The 19,706-nt window shown below is 42.6% G+C and carries 10 protein-coding genes; 3 read left to right on the top strand and 7 right to left on the bottom strand.

Annotated elements, in window-relative coordinates:
- Window positions 1–708: 708 nt before the first annotated feature.
- The 5 genes from G4Y78_RS13135 to G4Y78_RS13155 all read right to left on the bottom strand — a co-directional run bounded on the left by G4Y78_RS13135 (window position 709) and on the right by G4Y78_RS13155 (window position 10,124).
- The gene (locus G4Y78_RS13135; RefSeq protein ID WP_163833448.1) at window positions 709–3,498 is read right to left on the bottom strand and encodes a putative adhesin; all 2,790 of its coding nucleotides are present in this window, start codon (window positions 3,496–3,498) and stop codon (window positions 709–711) included.
- On the bottom strand, window positions 3,498–4,631 hold the full coding sequence (locus G4Y78_RS13140; protein WP_163833449.1) for a hypothetical protein: 1,134 nt from the start codon (window positions 4,629–4,631) through the stop codon (window positions 3,498–3,500). The genes G4Y78_RS13135 and G4Y78_RS13140 overlap by 1 nt, the downstream gene beginning before the upstream one ends.
- 314 nt (window positions 4,632–4,945) lie before the next feature.
- Window positions 4,946–6,697: a gamma-glutamyltransferase gene (gene ggt, locus G4Y78_RS13145; RefSeq protein ID WP_163833450.1), complete on the bottom strand. Its 1,752-nt coding sequence runs from the start codon at window positions 6,695–6,697 to the stop codon at window positions 4,946–4,948.
- 366 nt (window positions 6,698–7,063) lie between these two features.
- Window positions 7,064–9,736 (bottom strand): aconitate hydratase AcnA, encoded by a 2,673-nt coding sequence (gene acnA / locus G4Y78_RS13150; protein ID WP_163833451.1) that lies wholly within the window; start codon window positions 9,734–9,736, stop codon window positions 7,064–7,066.
- Window positions 9,737–9,875: 139 nt separating this feature from the next.
- Window positions 9,876–10,124 (bottom strand): GrxA family glutaredoxin, encoded by a 249-nt coding sequence (locus G4Y78_RS13155; RefSeq protein WP_163833452.1) that lies wholly within the window; start codon window positions 10,122–10,124, stop codon window positions 9,876–9,878.
- 298 nt (window positions 10,125–10,422) lie between these two features.
- Between G4Y78_RS13155 and G4Y78_RS13160 the strand changes: the two genes are divergently transcribed.
- Entirely contained in the window at window positions 10,423–11,664 is a 1,242-nt protein-coding gene (locus tag G4Y78_RS13160; RefSeq protein ID WP_163833453.1) for a hypothetical protein, read from the top strand.
- A 104-nt stretch (window positions 11,665–11,768) separates the two neighbouring features.
- Here the strand turns inward: G4Y78_RS13160 and G4Y78_RS13165 are convergent, their stop codons facing one another.
- Both G4Y78_RS13165 and G4Y78_RS13170 read right to left on the bottom strand, forming a co-directional pair.
- The gene (locus G4Y78_RS13165; protein ID WP_163833454.1) at window positions 11,769–12,149 is read right to left on the bottom strand and encodes a DUF5329 family protein; all 381 of its coding nucleotides are present in this window, start codon (window positions 12,147–12,149) and stop codon (window positions 11,769–11,771) included.
- 100 nt (window positions 12,150–12,249) lie between these two features.
- Window positions 12,250–13,236 (bottom strand): alpha/beta hydrolase, encoded by a 987-nt coding sequence (locus G4Y78_RS13170; RefSeq protein ID WP_163833455.1) that lies wholly within the window; start codon window positions 13,234–13,236, stop codon window positions 12,250–12,252.
- 369 nt (window positions 13,237–13,605) lie between these two features.
- Between G4Y78_RS13170 and G4Y78_RS13175 the strand changes: the two genes are divergently transcribed.
- Window positions 13,606–15,294 (top strand): AMP-binding protein, encoded by a 1,689-nt coding sequence (locus tag G4Y78_RS13175; RefSeq protein ID WP_163833456.1) that lies wholly within the window; start codon window positions 13,606–13,608, stop codon window positions 15,292–15,294.
- 297 nt (window positions 15,295–15,591) lie between these two features.
- Window positions 15,592–19,494: an ATP-dependent RNA helicase HrpA gene (gene hrpA, locus G4Y78_RS13180; protein ID WP_230425731.1), complete on the top strand. Its 3,903-nt coding sequence runs from the start codon at window positions 15,592–15,594 to the stop codon at window positions 19,492–19,494.
- The last annotated feature ends 212 nt before the right edge of the window (window positions 19,495–19,706 follow it).

Below are 19,706 nucleotides of genomic sequence, written 5' to 3' on the forward strand. Positions count from 1 at the left end.
CCAATTAAGCTTATACCAAGCTTGTCTGTTGTAAAGGCATTGAGGTAACCAAAGGCTTCTGATGCTATGTTGGATGTAGTTTTCTTTGACTTTATTTGGTGTGCTGTGGGTTGTTGTTCTGGTTTAAAATTACCGTTTCTTCTTTCTTTAATAAACGATTGAGCTGAATGTATTTTATATTCTCTTAGTTCATATTGGAGTTGACTAATGAGGTGTCCTCTAGTGCGTGCTTCTCTGGGATGTTGTTTAACCCATAACGTAAATGCTGACTCAACGCGCGCTCTTTGTAAGTCAGAAGATGTTTGCTGTAGTAACTTTATTTCTTTCTGTAGTAGTTTAAGGTGACGACTTTGGTGGTGAAAGCCTTCTCTAAATACCGAATCACAAAAAATATTATTTTGTGGGCTAAGCAGCTTTATAGAACGATGACTGTGATAACTCCTTTGATTGTGTGGTATTGGTTGTTTGTTGTATTTGAAGCGTTAGTGACTAAAAATAAGCTTTTTATGTTTATATTAGTAAAATTTGAGAGTAGTTAAGTCCATTTAACATGCTTATTGTGCTCGAAAAAATTACTAATGAGCAAAAATATTTACCTTTCTTTACATGGGGGCTCTGGCAAGGTGCTTTTCTGAGGCAATAAGTGGGCCTACGTCAAAGAAAAGCAATAGAGCTAGAGAATCAATAGAGATATGAAACGGCTGATTTTTAAGTATTAATATACACCTTCTGTAAGCTATCTGAAAACTGCTCTGGTTCGAAACCTGCTGGTCCTGTTTTTAATACTTGAGGTTGATAAAATAACTCCCACTTATTTTCAGCGTGATCGAATTTCATAAAAGCAGCGGCATTAATGGCTAGCTCTCCTTGAGTGGCTGTCCGCTGATAATCATCGTAGTCCACACGCCCATAAATGTGGCTATTGTGGTACGGCTTTGCCGCGACATTTTTAGTTGGATGAGCATCATGGTAAACCCTTAGTAAAGTAGAATTAGTTGGATGATCAGCGACAATGATAGAGCAACCATTTAAGCCTCCGGTAAATAGCTGGTCGGCTGCCGGATCAGTTTTGGGAATATCAACAAAAGGAACCCCTTTACTTTGGTCACCGTTGTACGGCAAGTGATAAGCGCGAATATCTTGTGGGGTTGCCAATTCTTCAGGTACTGCTTGTAGTTTAACAGGCTTGTTGCCATCACTGGTAAAGCGGAAAGGAACAATTCTACCTTCTAATGGGTTGGCTGGGTTTGTCAGTTTATAAGTGCCTCGTAAACCCGGATCCATAATTTTCATGTTGTTAATTAAATGAGTTTGCGCAAATTGTTCAGTATTATCCGCAAACTGCTCAGCAAGACGGTTAGCAGAAATGCCAGTAGCACTTTTCCCCAGTAGCCATTCCAGGCCTTTAGTTTTGCCTGTGGTTGCAGCTGCTTCACCATTGACTTTAGGGGTACTATAGGAACCACCACCTGGCCGCCAACGACAAAATACACAATGAATTTCATCGTAGTCATAACCATTTTCTTTCAATGTTTTTAATAATTCATTTAATGTATAGCCGGTCGTTTTACCTTTTAAGGTATCAGGGCGTATGGTTAATACATCATAGCGCTCACTAGCAGGCTTTAATTGATTATTGGTATCAAACCCTTCATAACCCAGGCCAAATTTAATATTGTTTTCAGTATCAGGTTCATAATTCCATAGTCGGTAATTTCTGACTTTATCCCCGTTTTGCAAGGTTTCATATACTTGCAGCTCTTTATCTGTAACCATCTTAATACCTGGGTCTTCTAAGGCTTTTTTATGGGGACCATAAAATTTTAATTGGGTATCTTCCGGTACATCAATAAAACCACCAGCACGACTTTGGCCTAACTCAGGTCGTGGCACATAGGCACCATGAGCTGTAATGACTAACCGTTTAGCATGGCTAGGGTTACCATCTGCCCCTTTATTGCTATAAATAACAAAACCATTACCTACCTGTTCTCGGGTTACCTTTGGATGATTAAAGGTTTCTGCATTTCGGGCTGTGGAAAGCGCAGGGCCCTTTTTCCAAGTGGGTCCATAGCCTTTCCCAGTATTAGGATTAACGGCAACCAAGGCTTGGCTGCCATCCTGTTGATTAACGGTTTTAAATGGCACATTATCAAGGCCATTCCAGTTTAACAGCTCAAATTGCTCACCGGCTGAATGGGTATAAACACGAAGACCATTACTATTGGTGGTGATTTTACTTGGATCAATGACAGACCAAGTGCCGCCTGATTTACTAAAAGGTTGACTTAACTCGGTTAAAGAGTCGAGTTTATTGGCCAATGACACATTGGTGGCGCGTAATTTATTGGCTATCTGTTTAACGGCATTATCGGAAAATTTAAATAACCGTTTGCCTAATTGATCGATGCCTCCGAGCGGATTAAAAAAGTCTATTGTTTCGAGTAATAATCGTCCACTGTTTTTAGCCAGGTTAGGCGCTAATTTGGCACTTGTTTGCAGAGAGGCTTTTATAGCCGCTTGAAATGCAGCTTTAGTACCTGTCTTAAGTCCTGCTTTAAGCGCTTGGCGGGCGGCAATATTAGCAACTTTAAAGCCTGTTTTTAGGGCAGTACCGCCTAACTTACCCGCTGCGCCCGCGACAGGAATGAGTGATAGAAAATCAGCAAAGCCACTAATTATCGCTTCACCTACATTGCCTTTTTTGATTGCCTGCGCAAATCCATAAAAAGGTACCAGCATATCAAGTAGCATTTCCATACTTTGCTGGCGAGCCGTTTGTTGGTATGACGCATCCTTGAATTCATTGGTATATTCACCAGCCATTGCGGCAATGGCTTCTTTGGTTGACGCTTCAGTTCGGTTAATAGCGCGTTGAACATTAATCGCTAATACACGACTGGAAGTGCTTGACGTATGTACGGCACGTTGGGCTTGTTCTAAATCTTTGCCTGTAAATAATTTATCTCGATTAGCTAATACCCAGCTTTCCAGTTCTGTATATTGGTCTACGTTGGCAGGTAAAGCTTTAAAGTTAACTTCATTACCCCAGGTTGCAGTATAAAAACGTTTTTGTCCATTTAGGCTAGCTTCAATAATAATACCGGTTTTGGCTGTCCCACGATCCCAGTTTTCCCATTGATCTGTCGTATAGGACACACGTCTACCAGAGCTGGCACCCGAATACCCACCAAAACCACTTGACTCCCAGCGAGTGCCTGTACCTGGTTTAATGGCTACAACGGGTTTGAGCAATTTATGACTACCATTTTCCCAGATTTGTTTTGCTTCTGGGTCAAGGGCACTTAATTGGGCATCTAATAAGGATTTATACGCTTGGGTTACTTTTTGCTGATAGTCAGCATAAGCCTGATTAAATTTATCATCGACATCTGGTAATTTATAGAAATTAACCCCGAAGTTCGTTAACACCGCCCCTCGAAAAGACTCACGATCCATATAGAGTTCATAGAGTTTTGCTGAGTGATTACTCGACATTAACTTTCCATGGGTTTGCAAGTATATTCTTGTTCGGGATTATACCCATATTCGCGGAGAACTTGTTTGGCAATATCTGAGCGTGTAGGGGGGGGTGATGATAAATCGGCAATCGCTTGTTGCACTTGTTTGGCTTCATTGATTTTGCTTTTGACAAAATCATAAGCCTGATTAATTAATGTATCGGCATTTTGCTCATTGAGGATGGCTAAATCAATTTTACCCTGGGCATCTGCATATAATAAGGTAGCTAATGCCTGAGGTGGAAAATTACCATTTTGATTATCGACAGCCACTTCACTTGCGGTATTCACTAAAGCGGTTAATTCTTTTGGACTCATTTGGTTGGGATCAATACCTAGCGATTTGGCCGTGACAATACCGGCATATAACTCTGCCCAGGCAAATCCACCATAAGTAATATCATTGGGTGGAGAATTTAAAGCGAGGGTCGGGTCTTTATCGGCCAGTAAGGTGGTTGCTAGCCAATTTTTGGCTTCTGTCGTATAACCCGCGCCAAGCTGGTCAGTAAATGCTGTTTTTACTTGTTGCAGTGAAAGGGCAGAAGACTCTTTGGCTAGTTGCTTAAAGGTAAACCCATTGAAATCAAAGCGGTTATTTGTTTGGCCTGTTTCATCATCCACTAATGAGGTAATTAATAGGGATTTTAAACTGGCCTTAAACGCTGGATCCATGTCTTCGCCAGGATTTCCCCCATAAAAGTTTAAGTCCTTAGCCAGGGCTTGAATTAACTGTTCATCTTGGCCAGAGCGACTGGCTACATAATGATTAATCAGTGATTTTATGTCTGATTTATTCGTATTGGTTTTATTTTTAACAAACTGTGAAAAAAAATTGCGTAGTTTTGTTTTATTTAGCGTTTGTAAAATTTGTTGTTGGTTATCACCTGAATTTTCAACGGCTGAAACAGATTGTTCAACTGCGGCTGTGTCATGAGAAGGCTTGATATTCTCGGCGACACTTCTAGCAACACGGCTGATGACTTTAGCTTTTGTTTTTCGGCTGGATGGTTTACCTGGTTTGGTATGTGATACTCCTGCAAAATCATCTGCTAACTCGTTTGCATTATTAATTTGATTAGTGGGTGAAGTGATACTTGATGGTGTATACATCACAAATTTTCCCTAATAAATTTATATTCAACCATAAAATTTTATTTAGCTTACCGAATTAGGGCAGGGCTGGGGAAAAACTTGTGAGATGATGATCAATATATTAATGAAGGATTTTGTTAATAGAGTGGGTTGTGCAGGTTATAGCTAATTATTCGTTAGTTATAATATTCTTTTGTAGTCTATGGAGTAATAGTAGTAAGTAAAAGGTTTAATTGGCGGCTTTTTGAAAAAACAGCTGCTAAACTTATTTAGCAGCTGTTAGTGGTAAGTAGTTAAGTCAAGAGATATAGAATTATAAGGGGGGTTGTAAATTAAATCCCCATTGCACTGGAAGTGCTACGACGTGGGTCAGGCGCGCCGTAGAAAATACCATCTTTAACCATAATACTTTGGATAGCGCCCATTGCAGACTGTTGGCTAACTTTATGCCCCATGCTTTCTAATAATCGGATAGTATCGGGGCTAATGCCTTGTTCAATACGGATCTCATCGGGTAGCCATTGATGGTGAATTCGTGGAGCACTGACCGCTGCCAGAATATTTAGGTTATGGTCAATCACATTCATAATCACTTGCAAGGTAGTGGTAATAATTCTAGAACCACCTGGGCTACCAGTGACCATAAAGTTCTTGCCGTCTTTTTTCACAATAGTGGGTGACATAGAGCTGAGCATGCGCTTGTTTGGTTCCACTTTATTAGCTTCGCCACCAATTAAACCATAAGCATTAGGTACCCCTGGTTTAGCACTGAAATCATCCATCTCATTGTTAAGTAAAAAGCCAGCACCGTCTACTACGATCCCTGAGCCATAGCTGAAGTTAATGGTATAGGTGTTGGCGACGGCATTACCGTATTTATCGACAATAGAGAAGTGGGTAGTCTCATTACTTTCATAACCAGAAGGATTACCAGGGCTAATGGTTTTGCTGGGAGTGGATTGCTTCGGATTAATTTGTTCACGCAGGGTTTTTGAGTAGCCTTTGTCAATTAAACCCGCTACTGGCACTTTTACAAAGTCTGTGTCGCCTAAATATTTAGAGCGATCTGCATAAGCACGCTTCATGGCTTCCGCCATTAAATGAATAGTTTTGGCTGAATTAAGACCATACTCCCCAATAGGAAAGCCCTCTAAAATGTTTAAGATCTGTACTACATGGGTACCGCCAGAACTGGGGCTAGGCATGGAGTAAATATCATAACCACGATAAGTGCCGTGCACAGCCTTGCGGATTTTGGGCTCATAACCTTTAAGGTCTTTGTGGGTAATCAGGCCATTATGGCGCTTCATTTCGGCCACAATTAAATCTGCGGTTTTGCCTTGGTAAAAACCTTTTCGACCTTCTTTCGCAATACGTTTTAAGGTTTCAGCCAAGTCTTTTTGTATTAATCGTTCGCCAGGCTGATAGGGAGAACCATCCTTTTTATAAAATGCTCTTTTAGTGGCTGGCCAAGCTTTTAACATAGGGGCTGCTTCAGTTGTACCTTTAGTAAAACGAGCCGGTACAATAAACCCTTCTTCCGCCAGTTTGATGGCAGGGGCTAAAGCGCGCTCCCGTGAAATGGTGCCGTGACGCTCAAGGGCAAGTAGTAACCCAGAAACAGTGCCAGGTACACCGGCTGCTAAATGAGTAAAGCGGCTACGGTTAGTGACGACATTACCTTTACTGTCTTGAAACATTTTTTCACTGGCAGCTGCTGGAGCGGTTTCGCGATAGTCGATGGCTTCTATTTTATTTTTTGTATCATTGGAAATTAGCATAAAGCCACCACCGCCAATATTACCCGACCGAGGTTGGGTAACGGCCAAAGCAAAACCGGCTGTAACGGCTGCATCAATAGCATTCCCCCCTTCTGCCAACACTTGTTGTGCAACTTTGGTGGCTAATGTATGGCTGGTAACCACCATACCGTTTTTTGCTTCAATGGGTACACTACGCTCGCCTTCTATGATGGCTTGTTTAGCTGATACGGTAGTCGAAAAGGCCGTAATTGAAAGGGTTAAAGTAACAATCCCCAAGGTAAAGTGCTGCTTGGTTGGAATGGACAAAAGCTTTCGAATCATTGTTGTTATTCCTCTGGAAAGTGGTTTCCACTTATGTGCTTTTTATTAGCAGTACAAGAAATCCAGCTTAATCAAATAAAGCAATTTGACGCCGGATTTTAGAGGTACAGAAAATTACTTCATTGCAGCTGCCAACTGTGTTGTGGTTAGATTCTGGCATTATTCGCCAACCAGCGTAAGCAGGAAACAATTACAAACAGTTGCAAAGAGTTACAATAACTTATCATGGTGATCACCAATTGGCGATAGTTAGCAAGCACCTTTTTAGGTGGTTCAGTAGCTGTGAAGGTTTACGGTAGCACTTCTAACTTGCATAAAGCGCTACTGGAAAGAATGCCTTTAAATACTTCTTCTTTAGTGAGACTACTACTGTTGTGTGTCAGCAAGCTTATCCAATACATAATGTAATATGCCGCCCTGTTGGTAATAACTAAGCTCATCCAAGGTATCAATACGGCAGCGGACGTTAATAGTTTCAACGGATTGATCAGGACGGGAAATAGTAACCATCAACGACTGTTGTGGAGTAAGTCCCGCTTTAATTCCACTAATGCTAATGGTTTCTTCTCCTGTCAGCTGCAGACTGGTTCGATTGATACCTTGTTCAAACTGCAAAGGCAATACCCCCATACCAATTAAATTAGAACGGTGAATACGCTCGAAGCTTTCTGCAATCACGGCTTTAACCCCAAGCAAACGAGTGCCTTTGGCTGCCCAATCGCGGCTGGAGCCAGTTCCATATTCTTTGCCTGCAATGACTATCAATGGAATCCCTCGGGACTGATAACGGATGGCTGCATCGTAAATGGCCTGCTGGTCACCCGTAATCACATCCAGGGTATAACCCCCTTCAACGCCAGGAACCATTTCATTACGGATACGAATATTGGCGAAAGTACCACGCATCATCACTTCGTGATTACCCCGACGGGAGCCGTAGGAATTAAAGTGCTTGGGTTGGATGCCCTGACTTTGTAAATATTTTCCCGCGGGGCTATCCGCTTTGATTACTCCAGCAGGGGAAATATGGTCAGTGGTAACGGAATCACCTAATAAAGCAAGAATACGTGCCCCTTCGATATCCGATTGTTGGGGGGTAGCGTACTCTCCTTCAAAAAACGGGGGTTTACGGATATAGGTAGAGTCATCATCCCAACTGAAGATTTCACCTGATGGCGCTTTGAGCTGTTGCCATTCGTGGGTGCCATCAAATACGGCTTGGTATTCCTGTTGAAACAAGCTTTGCGAAACATGAGTCTGCAGTTGTTGTATTTCGTGCTGCGTTGGCCAAATATCTTTCAGATAGACAGGGTTACCTTGATTATCTTCACCAAGTGGGTCGGTAGTTAAATTAATTTTTAGGGTACCAGCTAGGGCATAAGCCACGACTAATGGTGGAGAAGCTAGCCAGTTAGCTTTCACCTGGGGATGTACCCGGCCTTCAAAATTACGGTTGCCTGACAAAACCGAGCAAACATGTAAATCAGCTTGTTGAATAGCCTGATTAATGAGGTCGGGTAGGGGACCGGAGTTACCAATGCATGTGGTGCAGCCATAACCCACCAGATTAAACCCCAGTTGATCAAGTGCCTTTTGTAAACCCGAAGCAGTAAGATAGTCACTGACCACTTTAGAGCCTGGAGCTAATGAGGTTTTCACCCAGGGCTTGACTTTCATGCCTTTTTTTAGCGCTTTTTGTGCGACCAACCCTGCGCCTAGCATTACAGCAGGGTTAGAGGTGTTTGTGCAGGAAGTAATCGCGGCAATTACGACATCACCATCGGCTAGCTCATAATCAGTGACTTTAACTGTTTGAGGAGATTTTCGCCCAGCCAGCTCAAGGGTTTCCTGCATGTTTTGCGCTACTTGTTTTAAAGTTACTCTGTCTTGGGGGCGTTTTGGACCTGCTAAGCAAGCTTCAACAGAGGCTAAATCCAGAGATAGTTGGCTGCTATATAAAGGAGCAGGGGCATCATCTGCTCGCCAGAGCCCTTGTGTTTTTGCATAGGCTTCCACCAAAGCAATGGTTTCTGTAGAGCGGCCACTTAGCTTGAGGTAGGTAAGGGTTTCTTGATCGACAGGAAAAAAACCACAAGTAGCGCCATATTCAGGGGCCATATTGGCAATGGTGGCTCGGTCTGCTAAGGGCAGGTGATTAAGCCCTGCACCGTAAAATTCAACAAATTTACCAACGACCCCTTCCTGACGAAGCAGTTGTGTGACAGTCAGTACTAAGTCGGTGGCAGTTATCCCTTCCTGAAGTTTTCCAGTTAGCTCAAAACCTACGACCTCAGGAATCAACATTGAAATAGGTTGGCCCAGCATAGCGGCTTCAGCTTCGATGCCACCAACGCCCCAACCTAGTACGCCTAATCCATTAATCATCGTGGTATGACTATCGGTACCAACTAAGGTATCTGGGTAAACATAATGATCCTGGTTGATCTTACATTGCCAGACAGTTTGGGCCAGGTATTCTAAGTTCACTTGGTGGCAAATCCCGGTACCCGGTGGAACTACACGAAAGTTGCTGAACGCCTGTTGTCCCCATTTTAAAAATTGATAACGCTCTTTGTTTCTTTCCATTTCCAGCACGACGTTATCGCGAAATGCAGAGTCATCGCCAAAGTGATCAACCATTACTGAGTGATCAATGACCAGGTCAACGGGAATCAGTGGGTTAATGGCTTGAGAGTTACCTTTTTTAGCCTCTACTGCTTGGCGCATCGTGGCTAAGTCAACAACAGCAGGAACACCCGTAAAATCTTGCATTAACACACGGGCAGGGCGGAAAGCAATTTCCTGGCTGGCACGACGCTGATTTAACCAACCTAATAATGCCTGAATATCAGCAACAGTCACTGACTGACTATCCTCAAATCGCAGCAGATTTTCCAGCAATACTTTTAGCGAAAAGGGCAGTCGACTAGCGTCGCCATGCCCTTCTTGATGGAGTGCGTCAATGTCAAAGTAGCAGTATTTATTGTTACCTACGGTAAGCTCACGGCGGGTATTCAGGCTATTATGTCCTACCTTCATGTGCTGGGTCCTCAACTGCAGTCATTATTGTTGTTAGCTAACTATAGAAGAAGATATTTAGTGTTGAAGCAGTGAATGAGTACCTGGTTGCTACCCCATATCTGTTAGCTTATGCAATTGTATGTTGTCACTCAGGAGACTATATTGTTGTACTAACTGCTTTAAGGTGTGCATCAAGCTCAGTGAAACCACCAATATGCTGTTGGCCAATAAACACCTGTGGTACAGTGGCTACGGGTTTACCAATGGTTTTTTCTAAATCTGCCTGGCTAATACCGGCTTCGTGAATATCAATGTATTTATAATTTAGCTCTTTAATTTCGCACAGCTCTTTAGCTCGACGACAGTAGCCGCAATCAGACCTACCAAAAATAGTAACACGTTTCATAACCTTTAACTCCAAAACTGTGTTTGACTTAAAAATTTGTAAGCGAGTTGATACCTATAGTCTCCATTAATGGTTGAACTTCAGCTAATTGTATTGATCTATCTTTGTGATTAATTTTGCTCATCATTCAGGGCATGGCTACCCAGGCATTGAAGATTAGGGTATAACCCTCATCAGTAGATGAAATGGTGAAATGAGAAACCACCTGGTAAGTCAACAACAGTAAAAAGGTTGCAATCAAATACGCTTAAAAAAGCAATCAGTATAAAACGTAAGTAGGCTGGAATAGAGAGTGTGAATGAAGCGCTGGTTTTTTAGACTTATACTATTGGTGGTGTGTTTAGCCTTGGTGGGATTTTTAATAACCGATACACAGCCGCCTTTTGCGACAGATCAAGATAGTACTCTGACACTGAAACAATTGACTAAAGCAAATGCACCTGTTTATTTGCCAAATGAAAAACTATACCAAATGACTTTATTGCCTTCGGATGCAACGGCGGTATTAAATCATGGTGTGACTAAAATACAGCGTGGGTTTCCTAACCTCGCTGGGGTGAAAGCAGAGTATCTACAAAATAAGGTTAAGCTACAGGGGGCGTTGACTTGGTTGGGGCGCTATTTAACGGTGTCATTAGAGGTTGCACCAACGCCAGAAGTGCCAACAGTCACTGCACTGAAAGTAGGGCCTATTCCTATTCCTCAAGGGGTAACGGAGTGGGGACTTGATACAGCTCAGCGATATTCACGTGTGCAACAGTTGTTGTCACTTTACCAAACAATCGATCAGGTTAGGGTAACCCCTGAGCAGCTGGTGGTGAAATACCAGTCCCGCAAAGTGGTTTCTGGAATTAACCAGCAGAGCCGACAGTTGCTGTTTAGTCCAGAACAACAACAGCATATTGGTTTTTATTTAACGGCAATTTATGTATTTGCCTCACAACAGCAGGATGTCCGTTTACCAAGCTTTTGGAGGCTGTTTCAATATTTGACGGAGCAGGCACAACAACAGGTACAGCAGGGTGCTTCCGCTGTAGCACAAAATCAAGCCATGATTACTGCACTGGCTTTGTATCAATCATCATTTCCAACAGCTGATTATTTAGCTAATAAAGCCTTGCGTGGTGAGCGGCGGCGGATTTTTTACCTACATCAACGCAAAGACTTAGCCAGACATTTCAGTTTCTCAGCGGCTATTGCCTTATATGCGGGTAGCGAAGTGTCAGACACCTTAGGGCTATGGAAAGAGCTGGATGATGCCAAAAATGGGTCTGGTTTTAGTTTTTATGATTTAGCGGCTGACCGGGCTGGCATCCAGTTTGCCACATATGCCACTCAGGATGAAAATACTGCTAGGGCTGTGCAGCAAAAAATTATTAATACAACCGCTGATGCTTTAATACCTCGATTAAACCGGTTACCAGAAGGAATGACTGAAAGCCAGTTTAAACAGCGTTATCAAAACCCAGAAAGTGAAGGCTATCAGCGACTGGTGAAGAAAATTGACCAAACTATCTTGGCTAGTCAGTTGTATCAATAAATAAATTTTACTAAAAGCCCTGGGTTAGATCGCAGGATTTTTAGCTATTTTCGGCCTGACTTAAGAATGTAGTATAGGGGTAGGAATATACCCCTTGCGTTGAATTAGTTAGATCGTTGAGCCGTTGTTAACCGGAACTTTTGTAACTTATCCAGGAGCCAGCCTTGAGTTTTCATTGGGGGCTTGTCTGGACATTGAATTTTTAGTGACTGCCCCGTTTTAGCACTGCTGCTAGCGGTTAATACAATAAACTCTTCCGTATTACCAATGTCATCCTTAAACAGCTTATATCTACGCTCGATATAGTCGAGCATAGCGGTTGGCTGGTACAGCTTACCATTGTGTAAAAACTGACAGTGAGAATCTTTCACTTGTTGTTTTAAATAACTAATTTCGTTGGCAAGTTGTTCCGATGCCTGGGTAGGGCTAACCAATACAATGGTTGAAGCCACCAATAAAACCCAGCGATTAATCATACTATCCATTCCAAGCAACCTAAAAAAACAGCGCAATTCTAGCAAAATTGGCCAGCAGTTTCACATGTTAAATTGAGCAAGCAAAAAAACACCCTGTACGGATATTAGTTTACGCAATATGTAAAGAGTTGCATGGTGTTGAAGTAAAAGTGCTAATTAGCCAATCGGTCATATCGGTATACACCTGTTGATAGTTTGTTTCATTAAACATTTCGTGGCGCCCTCCCACGTATATGGCTTCGGTTACCTGGTTAATGCCTGCTGCTCGTAAAGCATTTGCTAAGTGTTTCAAGCGCTTACCTGCACTAATGGGGTCATCTCGTCCCCCCAATACATAGATGGGCAAGTCAAAGCGAATAGACTTCAGGTTATCAACTTGGTTAATGCGATGAAGTGCTTCAAATAGGTCAGACCACAGTTGGGCTGTGCTGATAAAACCACACAGTGGATCTGCAATATAGGCATTGACTTGTTTGCTATCCCGGCTGAGCCAATCATGGCTGGTGCGGCTGGGGGCAAAGCGATGGTTAAAACGTCCAAATACCAGGTTTTCAATTAAGCGACTAGGAACACTAGGGCCTAGTCGCCAGCACTCAAACTGGGCTATCCAGCGGCTGAAGGTGAATTTTGTGGCTAAGTCATAATTAGAACCTGATAAAATGGCTGCATGAATATTATGACTATGGGTAAGTAAAAAATCCTGGGTGAGGTAGGACCCCATACTGTGCCCTAGTAAGATAATGGGTAGCTTGCCAAATTGACCAGTAGCCCAGGTCTGCACAGACGACACATCGTTGATAAGGTGTGCCCAGCCATTGTGATCACTGAAATGACCAAGTTGGGTTTGCTGGCCGGTATGGCCATGACCGCGTTGATCATGGGCAATGACGATAAACTGTTGCTGATTTAACCATTCAGCTAGTCGCTGGTAACGGCCGCTGTGCTCTGCTAAACCATGCAGAATATGTATTATACCTTTGGCAGGGTAACTCGGTTGCCAATAGCGGATATATAGGTCGCAGCCTTCAGCAGCAAGCCAGTGACTATTCATCTGCTGCATCTGTTGTGTATGCTTTTCTGCTGTTGTGCTTTCCATCGGTAGTTTTTTCAAAGATTGCGTTGTAGAGTGCTGTTTCCTATATAATAAATGGCGCTAGGGTCCGTTCAGTAAACCTTTGGGTGTTAAATAATAATACTTGTTAATTGGCTATGGGGTTTTGAGCCAATTTGTTGGACTTCGCTAAATTGAGATGTTAAAAAAACGCTCGTTTGAAACTGTATTCAGCTTAAGTCTTTATTGAGTAAAAAACAAGCCAGGCTTTGGCTGCTGTGTGGTTGAACGATTCATGATAGCGGCAATTAAATGAATACAGTGACAATCCGCTACAATCAATCCTGGTAATAACAATAATTTTATTCAGCAGTTAATCCGCTGTTGAAATAGCATGACTTAGGAGCTAATCCAATGACTGAGGACTTCTGGAAGGACAAATATCCGGCAGGGATTCCCCGTGAAATCTCAACAGGTGAATATACCTCGATCCTGGATGTGTTTGAGGAATCCTGCAAGAAGTTCAGCGACTTACCTGCTTTTTCTAACCTTGGCCAGGTTTTAACCTATCGGCATTTAGATCAACTCAGCAGTCAATTTGCTGCCTATCTGCAAAATGAAACGGATTTACAACCAGGTGACCGCATTGCGGTGCAAATGCCCAATTTACTGCAATTTCCTATTGCTGTTTTTGGTGCGCTACGCGCTGGACTGGTTGTAGTGAATACTAATCCGCTATACACCGAAAGGGAAATGGAACATCAGTTTAATGATTCTGGGGCTAAAGCGTTGGTCGTGCTAGCCAATATGGCTCATCTGGCAGAAGATGTGGTACCCAAAACCCAAATCAAGCATGTGATCATTACGCAGGTGGGCGATATGCTGCCGCTGTTTAAGCGTGTCATGGTAAATTGTGCTGTGAAATACCTGAAAAAGATGGTGCCTAGTTACAATCTACCTCAAGCAATCAGTTTTCTTGATGTTCTAAACAAAGGCAAGCTTCATGCTTTTCAGCCCCATAAAGCCGGTTTTGATGATGTGGCTATTTTACAGTACACGGGTGGTACAACAGGTGTTGCAAAAGGAGCGATGCTAACCCACCGTAATATCGTCTCTAACATGTTTCAGTGTAAAGCTATCACTTGCCATATATTGGAAGAGGGCAAGGAAACAGTCATCTCCCCTTTACCGCTGTACCATATTTATGCCTTTACCTTTCATTGTATGGTGGGGCTGTTTTTAGGTTTGCACAATGTATTGATTACCAACCCTCGTGATTTATCAGGTTTTATTGATACGTTAGAAAAGCAGCCATTTTCGGTATTCGTGGGCTTAAATACACTATTTGTCGGTTTAATGAATAACGAGCGATTCCGTCAGCTGAATTTCAAACCGTTAAAGCTGACATTATCTGGTGGTATGGCATTACAGCTAGATACGGCTAATCGTTGGGAGCAATTAACCGGTTGTAAGATTTGTGAAGGTTATGGCATGACTGAAACATCACCAGTGGTTAGTACTAACCCGTTGCCTGATGTTCAGCTGGGTACTATTGGTATGCCAATTCCTTCCACTGAAATTAAATTATGTGATGATGAGGGTAATGATGTTCCCTTGCAAGAAACGGGTGAATTGTGTGTACGTGGCCCGCAGGTAATGAAAGGCTATTGGAACCGTCCGGAAGAAACAGCCAAAGTGTTGTCTGATGATGGTTGGCTAAAAACGGGTGATATCGCAACGGTTGATGAAAAAGGTTATATCAAAATTGTTGATCGTAAAAAAGACATGATTGTGGTCTCTGGCTTTAATGTCTACCCCAACGAGATAGAAGATGAATTAGCCACACATCCAGATGTAGTCCAATGTGCGGCGATTGGTATACCGAGTGAAAAAACTGGTGAAGCCATTAAAATGTTTGTGGTTACTAAAAACCCCAATTTAACCAAAGAAGAGTTGATTAATTATTTAAAAGAGCGGGTAACTGGTTACAAAGTGCCACGGATTTTTGAGTTCCGCGACGAACTACCTACCACCAACGTGGGCAAAATCTTACGCCGGGAACTTAGGGATCAGGAGTTATCAAAACTGAAAAAAGCCAGCTAAAAAAGTGCTCCAAACTAAGTGCTTTCTCCTCAGGAGACTGTCGCGAAAGTGTGTTGAAAATAAGCCTAGTGTTTGATACGGAATAACAGACTACTCTTCGCGGCTCTTGAAAGACCATCATTGGTCTTTCAAGAGCTGAAGCGAGTGTCCAGCCAGCACTTTTTATATCAATTAGAGCTGCTGTCGTTAATCAGGTAGTCTTGACAACACAGCATGTTACTTCCCCTGTAAAGTCTTTTGCTATGTATTACCCTTTCCTTTTAGAATACGCCTTTTTTGTGTTTGAAGGTGAAGTGTGTGGTCTCTATTGGTGAATTAAAAAAACAAATCAACCGCTGTATGTTAAAGGATCGCTTTCCTTTACGGCGGGCAATCCAGCAGCAATTCAAACACAAAGACCCTGTCAAACTTGAACAATTAGCTGAAAGAGTGACTGCTTCTTGTCAGCAGGTTGCTACCCGTCAAACAGGTTTACCTAAACCAGAATACGACGATGCCTTGCCTATTGCCCAAAAGCGGGAAGAAATTGCCAAGGCGATTCAAGCCAATCAAGTGGTGGTAATTGCTGGGGAAACAGGCTCAGGGAAAACCACCCAATTGCCCAAAATATGCCTGGAGCTAGGCCGTGGAATATACGGTACTATAGGCCATACTCAACCCCGTAGACTGGCGGCGCGTTCAGTAGCTAGCCGGATTAGCGAAGAGCTTAATTGTGCACTGGGCCAGCAAGTGGGCTATCAGGTGCGTTTTACTGACCAAGTCGGTGATAACAGCCTAATTAAATTAATGACCGACGGTATCTTGCTGGCAGAAATACAGCAGGATCGGTTTTTAAATCAATATGACACTTTAATTATTGATGAAGCCCATGAGCGTAGTTTAAACATCGACTTTTTATTAGGTTATTTAAAACATATTTTACCTAAGCGTCCTGATTTAAAATTGATTATTACCTCGGCTACCATTGATGTTGAAAGGTTTTCCCGTCATTTTGATAATGCACCTGTCATTGAAGTCTCTGGTCGTACTTATCCGGTTGAAGTTTGTTATCGACCGCTAACTGAAAGTGCAGAAGATGAAGATGAGTCTAGTAAAGAACAGGATATTAGTATTCAGCAGGGCATTGTTAATGTTTTAACAGAAATCGAACATCAAGAAAGACAGGAAAAGTATGTTGGCAGTAATGATGTGCTGGTATTTTTAAGTGGTGAAAGGGAGATTCGCGAGACAGCTCATTTTTTACGTAAATGCCAGTTTCGAGATACAGAAATACTCCCGCTTTATGCACGATTAAGTGCAGCAGAACAACTGCGAATATTTCAATCTCATCGTGGTCGTCGAGTTATTTTGGCGACTAATGTAGCAGAAACCTCTTTAACCGTGCCAGGTATTAAGTATGTGATTGATCCTGGTTTTGCGAGGATTAGTCGTTATAGTTACCGCTCAAAAGTACAACGGCTGCCAATTGAAGCTGTTTCTCAAGCCAGTGCTAATCAGCGAAAAGGGCGTTGTGGTCGGGTCAGTGATGGGGTGTGTTTTCGATTATATTCGGAAGAGGATTTTTTAGCTCGGCCAGAGTTTACGGATGCCGAAATTTTACGGACTAATTTAGCTGCTGTTATTTTGCAAATGCTCAAATTACGGCTAGGGGAAATTACTGACTTTCCTTTTGTTGATCCACCTGATCCGCGCTTTATTAAAGATGGCTTCCGGTTACTCCATGAATTAGGGGCGGTCACTCAACAAAATAAGTTAACTCCTGTTGGCCATCAACTTAGCCAGTTACCGATTGATCCACGCTTAGGCCGTATGCTATTAGCTGCAGGACAAAATCGAGCCTTAAATGAAGTGTTGGTGATTGTCAGTGCCCTGGGGGTTCAAGACCCAAGGGAGAGACCTGTCGAAAAACAACAGGCTGCTGATCAAGCGCACAATGAATTTAAAGATGACGATTCAGACTTTATGAGTGTACTGAATTTATGGCAATTTTATGAAGAGCAACGCCAGGAGATAAGCCAAAATCAGTTAAGAAAGCTCTGTAAAAAGCGCTTTTTATCCTTTATGCGAATGCGGGAATGGCGAGATTTGCACCGGCAATTAATGTTGTCCTGTAAACAATTAAACTTACCCCTTAACCCGGAGCCTGCTGTTTATGCACCTATTCATCAGTCGTTACTGGCAGGCTTATTAAGCCATTTAGGCAATAAAACTGAACAAAGTGAGTATTTAGGAGCACGCAATAAAAAGTTTCATATTTTTCCTGGCTCTGCATTATTTAAAAAGCAGCCAAAGTGGTTAATGACGGCAGAATTAGTCGAAACGTCAAAACTCTATGCACGAATGAACGCTAAAATTGATCCTGCCTGGGTTGAGCCATTTGCCAAGCATTTAGTTAAAATACAACACTTTGAACCTCATTGGGAAAAGCGTCGCCAACAAGTAGTTGGCTTTGAACAAGTGTCGCTGTTTGGTTTGGTAATTGTGCCAAAACGCAAAGTGGATTTTGGTAAAATTGATCCGGATGCGGCGCGGGAGATTTTTATTCAAAGTGCACTGGTAGAAGGGGAGTTGCATACTAAAGGGCAGTTTTATCAACACAATTTACAACAGTTGGAAGCTGTTGATGAGCTAGAGGCCAAAGCTCGGCGGCGGGATATTTTAGTGGAACCTGAAGTGCTGGCTGAGTTTTACCGAGAGCGAATACCTCACTGGGTGCATAGTGGCCGACAATTTGAACAGTGGCGACAAAAAGCGGAGAAAAAAAATCCACAATTGTTGTGGTTAACTAAAGAATATTTAATGCAGCATGATGCGGCACATATCACAGAAGAAGCGTTTCCTGATCAGTTTGAATGGCAGGGTATTAGTTTACCACTTAGCTATCAATTTGATCCTATCAGAGAAGACGATGGTGTCAGTATTGAAGTGCCAGTCTCGTTATTAAGGCAGTTGCCTAAATATCGGTTAGAATGGTTAGTGCCTGGGTTATTATACGACAAGTGTGTGGCATTAGTCAGAGCCCTACCAAAAAACATTCGCAAGAACTTTGTGCCCGTACCAGATTATGTTAAAGCTGCAATGGAACAGATGACGCCGGGTGATGAGCCGTTAACTCAAATATTGGGGGAGCGCTTATTTCGCATGGCAGGTACCCGTATAGCTGCAGACAGTTGGCAGCTCGCGAACCTTGAGCCACATTTTTTGATCAATATTAAAGTGCTGGCCGATGAGGGTTCGTTGTTGGGAGAAGGGCGTGATTTAATTGAGTTGCAGCAGCGTTTTGCTGATCAGATGGAGACTGGTGTACAACAAGTGGCTGATAGTCGTTTCGAGCGAACGGGAGCAGTTGAATGGGAATTTGCAGATATACCCCAGTTGTTGGAGCAGCAACGGGGTGGTGTGGTCATTAAAGCTTACCCTGCATTGGTGGACGAGGGTAAAACCGTCGGTTTGACCTTATTTAGCTCTGCAAGCTGGGCTGAGTATATGCATCGGGATGGTTTAACCCGTTTGGCGGTATTAAAATTGACTGGGCAACTCAATTACTTTTCGAAAAATACTCCCGATTGGCGAAAGCTAGCCATGTTTGCGGTGAATTTGCTGAGTAAGCAGGAATTGCAAGCGGACTTGCAATTTGCAGCTGTCAAGGCCTGCTTACCGTCAGATCATCAAGCTTGGCCAAGAAATGCAGCTAGCTTTGAACAATGGATTCAGCAGGTTAAACAAACACTAGAAGACCGTTTTCAGCAGCTGTCGGATTGTGTGACCACTATTTTAGATTTATACCAGCAAATTCAACGGCGCTTGAAGGGGACTATTCAATTATCCATGGCCCGCTCGTTGGCAGACGTTAAGTTTCAACTACAACAGCTGGTGTATAAAGGTTTTATCAAGGATATCTCCCTGGTCAGGTTGCAAGAATACCCACGTTATTTACAAGCTATTCTGGTACGGCTGGATAAACTCGGCCAGCAGCATGCTAAAGATAGAGCCAGTACAGAAGAGCTGCAAAATTTATGGGAGCAATATCAGCAAAAAGCAGAGGATTTATTAAGCCAAAAAATAATTAACCCGGAATTAGAGGAATATCGCTGGCTGTTAGAAGAATACCGAGTATCTTTATTTGCTCAAGTGTTAAAAACTAAAGTGCCGGTTTCAACAAAACGATTAAGAAAACATTGGGAAATGGTGTGTTCATAAAGATGTCCATTTTCATTCTGGTTGCAACTTACTATAGCCACAAAAATATATCGTTTGGTAGTTTTGATGGTGGAGGGTAAATAGACTATACATAAAAGGGAAATCAATGACCTAATAGTTGGGATTTCTAAGAGAGCGCCGGGTTATAAAAAGAAACTGAGCGATTTTAACAGAGGAATGAAACAATTGTTTCTTGATGGTACATACCACAA

The organism is Spartinivicinus ruber (assembly GCF_011009015.1).
GTDB classification, from domain to species: Bacteria; Pseudomonadota; Gammaproteobacteria; order Pseudomonadales; family Zooshikellaceae; genus Spartinivicinus; species Spartinivicinus ruber.